General features: G+C 47.8%; 8 protein-coding genes. 7 read left to right on the top strand and 1 reads right to left on the bottom strand.

Going from position 1 to position 7,276, the window contains the following annotated elements; genetic code table 11:
- From OCV69_RS16150 to mobQ, 6 genes are all read left to right on the top strand, one after another.
- Window positions 1–1,610 (top strand): recombinase family protein (locus tag OCV69_RS16150; RefSeq protein ID WP_262563237.1); only part of this gene is annotated, 1,610 nt, incomplete at its 5' end.
- 80 nt (window positions 1,611–1,690) lie between these two features.
- Window positions 1,691–1,906 carry a transposon-encoded TnpW family protein gene (locus OCV69_RS16145; RefSeq protein ID WP_158360278.1) on the top strand — a complete coding sequence of 72 codons (216 nt, stop codon included), beginning with the start codon at window positions 1,691–1,693 and terminating at the stop codon, window positions 1,904–1,906.
- A 134-nt stretch (window positions 1,907–2,040) separates the two neighbouring features.
- A complete protein-coding gene (locus OCV69_RS16140; protein ID WP_006861282.1) occupies window positions 2,041–2,337 on the top strand; it encodes a hypothetical protein in 297 nt (98 codons plus the stop codon).
- 130 nt (window positions 2,338–2,467) lie between these two features.
- On the top strand, window positions 2,468–3,091 hold the full coding sequence (locus OCV69_RS16135) for a VanZ family protein (RefSeq protein WP_006861283.1): 624 nt from the start codon (window positions 2,468–2,470) through the stop codon (window positions 3,089–3,091).
- Window positions 3,092–3,201: 110 nt separating this feature from the next.
- Window positions 3,202–3,498 carry a DUF3847 domain-containing protein gene (locus tag OCV69_RS16130; protein WP_040782633.1) on the top strand — a complete coding sequence of 99 codons (297 nt, stop codon included), beginning with the start codon at window positions 3,202–3,204 and terminating at the stop codon, window positions 3,496–3,498.
- A gap of 242 nt (window positions 3,499–3,740) precedes the next feature.
- Entirely contained in the window at window positions 3,741–5,258 is a 1,518-nt protein-coding gene (mobQ, locus tag OCV69_RS16125) for a MobQ family relaxase (RefSeq protein ID WP_006861285.1), read from the top strand.
- Between the two features lie 77 nt (window positions 5,259–5,335).
- Here the strand turns inward: mobQ and OCV69_RS16120 are convergent, their stop codons facing one another.
- On the bottom strand, window positions 5,336–5,755 hold the full coding sequence (locus OCV69_RS16120; protein ID WP_029679608.1) for a nuclear transport factor 2 family protein: 420 nt from the start codon (window positions 5,753–5,755) through the stop codon (window positions 5,336–5,338).
- Between the two features lie 89 nt (window positions 5,756–5,844).
- Between OCV69_RS16120 and OCV69_RS16115 the strand changes: the two genes are divergently transcribed.
- The gene (locus tag OCV69_RS16115; protein WP_331485786.1) at window positions 5,845–7,203 is read left to right on the top strand and encodes an AAA family ATPase; all 1,359 of its coding nucleotides are present in this window, start codon (window positions 5,845–5,847) and stop codon (window positions 7,201–7,203) included.
- Window positions 7,204–7,276: the final 73 nt, after the last annotated feature.

Below are 7,276 nucleotides of genomic sequence, written 5' to 3'. Positions count from 1 at the left end.
GAAAGTTCCTCCTTATTCTCTTTATTATACATGAATTCTTTGAGAATAAGGTGTCAACTTTATTTATACAACATCACAATGTACGCTTTATCGCAGTCAACAACGGCATAGACAGCGAAAACCCTGACACATTAGAGTTTGCCCCTTTTATCAATATCATGTCGGAGTGGTACGCAAAGGACATCAGCAAAAAAGTGAAAACGGGCATTAAGACCAAAGGCATGAGCGGAAAGCCGGTTGCCACCGAAGCCCCTTACGGCTATATCAAAGACCCGGACAACAAGGACTTTTGGATAATCGACAAGGAAGCCGCCGAGGTTGTACGCCTTATTTTCCGTCTGTTTTTGGACGGGAAAAACCGAAACCAAATCGCCGTATATCTGACACAGGAGCAAATCCCGACCCCTACATTCTACATGAAAGACCGGGGGCGGGGGACTTGTAAAAATAAAACGCTCAATGAGAATAACCGCTACAAGTGGAACAAAGCCACGCTGACCCATATCCTCACGCGGCAAGAGTATTGCGGCGATGTAGTCAACTTCAAGACCGCAAAGCATTTCCGAGATAAGAGAAACCACTATGTAGACAGAAGCCAGTGGCACATCACAGAAAATGTGCATGAGCCGATTATCGACCGCACCGACTTTGAAAATGTGCAGCGGATTTTGGAAAACGCACCTGTCAAACGCCCCAACGGGGACGGAGAAATCCACCCTCTGTCAGGCTTGCTTTTCTGTAAAGACTGCGGCGCAAAAATGCACATCCGCATAGATTACAGGAACGGCGGCAAGCGCCATGTTGCCTATTGCAGCGAGTACCACAAGGGAAAAGCCAAAAATCCCAAGTGCAGCTCTCCGCACATCATGGACGCGGATCTGCTTATGCAGACCGTCGCAGATGTGCTGAAAAAAATCGCGGAATACTCTATCAGCAACCGGGCAGAGTTTGAAGCCTTAGTGAAAAAGAGCCTTGCCATGCAGCAGACTGACAAAGTAAAGAAACAACAGAAGCGTATCCCGCAAATCACGACGCGCCTTGAACAGATTGACAAGGTGCTGAATAAACTTTATGAGGACAACGTGCTGGGTACTATCCCACAAGACCGCTATGAGCAGATGTCGCAGAAGTATTCCGAAGAATACTACTCACTGAAAGCGGAGCTTGAACAGCTTAGGGAGCAGCTATCCGCTTTTGAAAACGCGGGAGGACGGGCGCAGAAGTTTGTAAAGCTGATAGACCGTTACGCTGACTTTACCGACCTTACCCCGACTATCCTCAACGAGTTTATCAGCCGGATTGAAGTGCATGAACGCGACAAGAAAAGGGCAAAACAGGCTATTCAGCATATCGGGATATACTTTAACCATATCGGCAGATTTGAAAATGAACTGACACAGCTTGCAGAGCCGACAGAGCAGGAAATCCGGCAAATGCGTGAGGAAATCGAAGAAGCAAGAAAGGAAAAGAGCCGAGCCTACCACCGCAACTATTCAAGAGAATACCGGGCGAGAAATCTTGAAAAGCAACGGGAGTATGACCGTATCAAAGCGCGGGAATATCGGGCGAAGAAAAAGGCGCAGGCTGCCGCTGCACTGTCCGCACCATAAAACAGAATAGCCAACATCAGAGAGGGATTTTCCGAACTACGGGAAGTCCCTCTTTTGCGCCCGGAGAAAGGAGAAACCGATTGACAGAAAAGAAAGGAACACCTACCCCACTGACTAAGCCGGACGGAGTTATCACGACACAGAGGAACGGGCAGACCATTGTTGCGGAGCTGTTTTTCAATCCCAGCGGCACAGAAACATTCTCCGACAAGTTGCTGAAAACGATACTTGCCGACAGTCTGCGTTTTTCTGCGTCTGACGGTCAAGAGCCGGAAAAAACAGAAATCTTGCGATAACAGCCGCCCCGACGATACATTCCCCGTTTGGGCGGTTTTTATCGTCAAAAACGCCGTTTTACCCAAGTCAAGAGTCGAGGAAAACACCCGAAAAATGCCCCTATTGCGTAACAGGGGCGTAGAAAGGAGCTTGCATGAGAACAGGGCTTACCAAACAGGAAAAGACCACTGATATATGGTTTGACGAGAAAGACCCCCTTATCCATATCCGCACCCACAACACCAACCTCAAAAAGCGGCTTGCCGCTTATGCCGAGCAGTACCCCGACGAGTGCTGCAAGACTGACACAGACCCCGAAACAGGTTGCATGGAGTTTGATATTGCAAAGGGGCGTTTCTCTTTCCGTCTGACCGCCCCATACAGCGAGGAACGCCGGGAAGCAGCGCGGCGGTACGCCAGAGAGAACAACGCCGCCGACAGGCTAAAATGATGTAGATACAAGCACAGGTATTCAGGTAAATTGAAGAAAAACTTAATAATATGCGACTTTAATTTTGGCTCACGATTATGTATAATATACTTGAAAACAATTTTTGATAGCAAGTAAAGGAGTGAAAAAAATGTTACCAATTTCTGACATTATTATCCGTTCAATTAGCGGGTATGTGTTTATAGTTCCAATTCTCATATTGTATTTTTTATATCTTAGAAAATCGGGAAGAGAGCAAAGCCTTCTTCATATTGCTGCTGTATTTGTGTTTTGCTATTATCTATTTGGAATTTTAACCGTAGCAGGTATTGGCTATACAAGCACAATATCATTTAGTCCAAAGATTTCCCTGATTCCGTTTCTCGGTATGATAACCGGACCAATAGATACTATACTTAATTTAATTTTATTTGTACCTTTAGGAGTTTTCCTGCCATTTCTGTATAAAAAGTATCATCACATAAAGACAGTTGCATTAACTGGCTTTTTATTCTCTTTATCTGTTGAAATTGTTCAGATGTTTGGCTGGGGTTCATCGGATATAAATGACCTTATTATAAATACGGCTGGAGCCTGTTTGGGATATTGGATTTATTATCTGTTATCAAAAGCTTTGCCGAATAATTTTAGAAAAAAACTTCAATCCGAGAATGTTAATGGTACGGTCGAAGTGCTTTTGTTTGTAATTTATATATATATGGTTATGGTTACAGTTCAACCCTGGGTAATCCATGATGTATTGAACATCGGATAAAGTGTTTTTTCAACAGCACACAACATAAATAAAATAACCCACTCACAAGGGCAGCCGAGAAAATCGACTGTCCTTTTTCTATGCCTATGAGCAGAAAGGAGCGACCAACCATGACAAAACCAAAAGAGAAAACCCGCGAGGAGCTGCAAGCCGAGATTGAGGACGGAAAGAAGAAAATCCGCCAGTTTGAGAACCGGGAAAAGATGTTGCGTCAGAAGCTGTCCAAAGAGGAACGCAGAACACGCAGCCACCGCCTTATCGTCCGGGGCGCAGTCTTTGAAAGCATTGTGCCGGAAGCAAAGAACATGACCGACGAGGAAGCCGCAGCACTTCTTAGGTTTGCACTGACGAGTGAGCCGGTACAGGAATATCTGAAAAAACGAGCCGAGAACGGGGACGCTGAATAAATCCCTTAGACACTAAGGGCGCACTTATACACCCTAACGGGCGTGTGCGCTCTGCCGAGGGCTTTATCTTCGCACAGGGATTTTACCCCGCGCTACGATTGGCGGCTTTGCCGCAGACAGGGGACGCTACACTTCCCCTGCGACAGCTTGCGCTGTCTACCCTTTTGTGTACTTGCGGAAATCGAACACCTTGCTACGCAAGCTATTCATTTTCCACAAGTTTTATATCCGCTATACTGGAGGTGATACCCATAGCCATTTACCATTGTAACATTAGCATAGTCAGCCGGGGCAAAGGCAAATCAGCCGTTGCCGCAGCCGCCTACCGAAGCGGCGAAAAGCTGACAAACGAGTGGGACGGAATGACCCACGACTACACCCGCAAAGGCGGCGTTGTCCATAACGAAATCATGCTGCCGCCCCATGCCCCACCCTCTTTCTCTGACCGTTCTACCTTATGGAACAGCGTGGAGCTTTATGAGAAAGCCGGAAACGCCCAGCTTGCGCGTGAGATTGACGCAGCACTCCCCATAGAATTATCACGAGAGGAACAGATACGGCTTGTCCGGGAATACTGTTCCTCTCAATTTGTTTCCAAAGGAATGTGTGTGGATTTTGCTATCCATGACACCGACAGTGGCAACCCCCATTGTCATATCATGCTAACTATGCGACCACTTGACGAGCGCGGCGCATGGGCGGCGAAGTCCAAAAAGGAATATGACCTTGACGAGAACGGCGAGCGCATACGCTTGCCAAGCGGCAGATACAAGACCCACAAGGTTGACCTCACAGGTTGGAACGACAAAGGTAACGCCCTCTTGTGGCGCAAGGCGTGGGCTGATATTTCAAACAGCTATCTTGAACACGCCGGAAGCACAGAGCGTATCGACCACCGCAGCAACGCCGAGAGAGGAATTGACGAGATACCCACTGTCCACATGGGCGTAGCCGCCTGTCAAATGGAGAAGAAAGGCATAGCCACCGAGAAAGGCGAACTGAACCGGGCTATCCGCAAATCAAACAGACTGATAAAGGAAATCCGGGCGCAGATCGGCAACCTCAAAGAATGGATTGCCGGACTGCTTGCGGCGTGGGAAACTGCCCCAAGAAAACCACAGCCGCCAAAGTCCCCGAACCTTGCAAATCTTCTGATGAGGTATTTGAGCGTTCAGAGGGAAAAGAGCCGGAAGTATTCGCAGAGCTGGCAGCACCAACACGCAGCCGACGAACTGAAAACCATATCACAGGCAGCGAATTATCTTGCGGAGCATGGTATCTCCACTCTTGACGAGTTGGACGCTTCTCTTTCCTCTGTCAGTGATGAAGCCTTTTCTATCCGGGAGGGAATGAAAACCGCCGAGCAGCGCATGAAAGAGCTGCAAAAGCTGATAGAGAACGGCGAGAATTATTTGCAGTACAAGCCCATTCATGCCGAACTGAAAAAGCTGAAAAATGGCTGGACGAACAAACGGGATAAGTATGAGGAAGCCCACCGCGCCGAGCTGACTCTATGGAACGCAGCAAGCCGCTATCTCCATGCAAATCTGACGGATACAAAGACGCTGCCTATCTCCGAATGGAAACAGGAATACGCTGACCTCAAAGCGCAGAGAGATACCGACTACACCAAACTGAAAGCTGCCCGCGCCGAAGTTGCCGAGCTTCAGAAGATACGCAAATGCGTGGATATTGCGCTGAAAGCCGAGCAGCCGGAGCAGACACAGAACCGCACCAAGCGGCAGGAACAGGAGAGATAAAGAAAAGGACGGGCAAGCTATTTTGCCTGTCCGTCCTAAATGTTTTCTGATAAAATGGATGCTATTGATACCTAATATTAAAACCAACTTGCTCTTTCGTCCCTAAATTCGGGCTGGTCACTATGCTCATAAGGATTATAATTATTCAAATTGCAACCAAACTCTTTCAATGATTTTATTTTATTATCCTTTGTCCATTCAACCAGCGAAATTCCATCAAATTCCTCTATGCTCCCATTGTTCATTTCATTTTTGAAATACCACTCCACAATCGTCTGATTTCCTTTGTGGAAAAATTGTTTGATTTCCCAAGCAACGACTTTGCCACGAGTATTCCATTCCTGAAACCAGTGTTTTACGATTTGACGGTTATTATATTTTGGACACCAACTTTCAGTATAAATTACATCTTCTGCAAAAATATCATCAATACCTAAATCCTGTTTTGTAAGCCACATTTCAAACCATAAGTGAATAATTTTTTCTCTTTCATTCACAATCCAGCACCTCACTAACTTCCGATTTTTCGGTTTCATTCTACATCAAAACTATGAACAATTCAACCACAGAAAGAGAGGTATCAACTATGTATTACACCCAAGAACAAATAGACCGCGCCAACCAAGCCGACCTTGTTTCTTTTCTGCAAGGACAGGGCGAGCAGCTTACCCGCGCCGGACAGGAATACCGTTGGAAACGGCATGACAGCTTGACTATCCGGGGAAACAAATGGTACAGGCACAGCCAAAGCAAAGGCGGCGCACCCATTGATTTTGTCATGGAGTTTTTCGGAAAGAGCTTTACCGAAGCCGTAGAACTGCTGACGGGAGAAAAAGGCGCAGCACCGCCGCCGGACAGACCAAGCCCCGCGTCCTTTTCTGACTTCCGATTGCCGCCCCGCAATCCCGACAACCGCATAGTGAGGAACTACCTCACAGCCGTTCGCCGCATTGATGAAGATGTGTCGGGCTTTTTCTTTTCCACCGGGGATATTTACGAGGAAGCCGCCCACCATAACGCCGTATTCGTAGGGCGGGACGAGGACGGAGTACCACGCTACGCCCACCAGCGTGGCACAGCCGGGAACTTCCGGCTTGATGTGAAAGGCAGCGACAAAGCCTTTAACTTCTGCTATCGGGGCGATGGCGAAAGATTGTTTGTCTTTGAAGCCCCTATTGACCTGTTATCTTTTCTCTGTCTGTTCAAAAAGGACTGGCAAAAGCAAAGCTATCTTGCGCTGGGTGGCGTGGGAGATAAAGCCCTTATGCGCTTTCTCTCTGACCGCCCGAACATCAAGACCGTATATCTCTGCCTTGACAGCGACCAAGCCGGAAACGACGCTTGCAGCCGCCTTGTGGAGCTTATGCCGGAGGGCTTGACCGTCCACCGCCTTATTCCTCTTTTCAAAGACTGGAACGAGGTGCAGACGCGCCGGAATGAAATCACAGACGGGAAATATCTGCGGGAAGCTGTCTATGGCTTGAAAGAGCCGCCACAGGAAGAAACCGTTGAGATTATCCGAATGAGCGAGGTTGACACACAGACCGTTGAATGGCTATGGAAACCGTATATCCCCTTTGGGAAAGTAACCATAGTACAGGGCAACCCCGGCGAGGGAAAGACCACCTTTGCGCTGCGCCTTGCCACTGCCTGTACTACTGGCGGGACGCTTCCGGGCATGAAGCCCATGCAGCCGTTTCAAGTGATTTATCAGACCGCCGAGGACGGTTTGGGCGATACCGTCAAGCCCCGCTTGATAGAAGCTGCCGCAGACCTTGACCGGGTGCTTGTGATTGATGAAGCAAAACGGGAGCTTACCCTGTCCGACGAGCGCATAGAGAAAGCAATCATACAGAACGGGGCGCGTCTGATTATCCTTGACCCCATACAGGCGTATATGGGCGACAAAGCTGACATGAACAAGGCAAACGATGATGTTGTATAAATAAAGTTGACACCTTATTCTCAAAGAATTCATGTATAATAAAGAGAATAAGGAGGAACTTTCAATGTCACGT

Origin of the sequence: Alitiscatomonas aceti, from assembly GCF_025567195.1 — a bacterium.
Lineage (GTDB): Bacteria > Bacillota > Clostridia > Lachnospirales > Lachnospiraceae > Alitiscatomonas > Alitiscatomonas aceti.
Note: the sequence above shows the minus strand (reverse complement) of the source record. Positions and strands in the feature narration are given on the sequence as shown.

Excerpts from the sequence above, each read along its gene's own strand:
- OCV69_RS16115 (WP_331485786.1), top strand. The coding sequence starts at position 5,845 with ATGTATTACACCCAAGAACAAATAGACCGCGCCAACCAAGCCGACCTT.
- OCV69_RS16130 (WP_040782633.1), top strand. The coding sequence starts at position 3,202 with ATGACAAAACCAAAAGAGAAAACCCGCGAGGAGCTGCAAGCCGAGATT.
- OCV69_RS16140 (WP_006861282.1), top strand. The coding sequence starts at position 2,041 with ATGAGAACAGGGCTTACCAAACAGGAAAAGACCACTGATATATGGTTT.
- OCV69_RS16135 (WP_006861283.1), top strand. The coding sequence starts at position 2,468 with ATGTTACCAATTTCTGACATTATTATCCGTTCAATTAGCGGGTATGTG.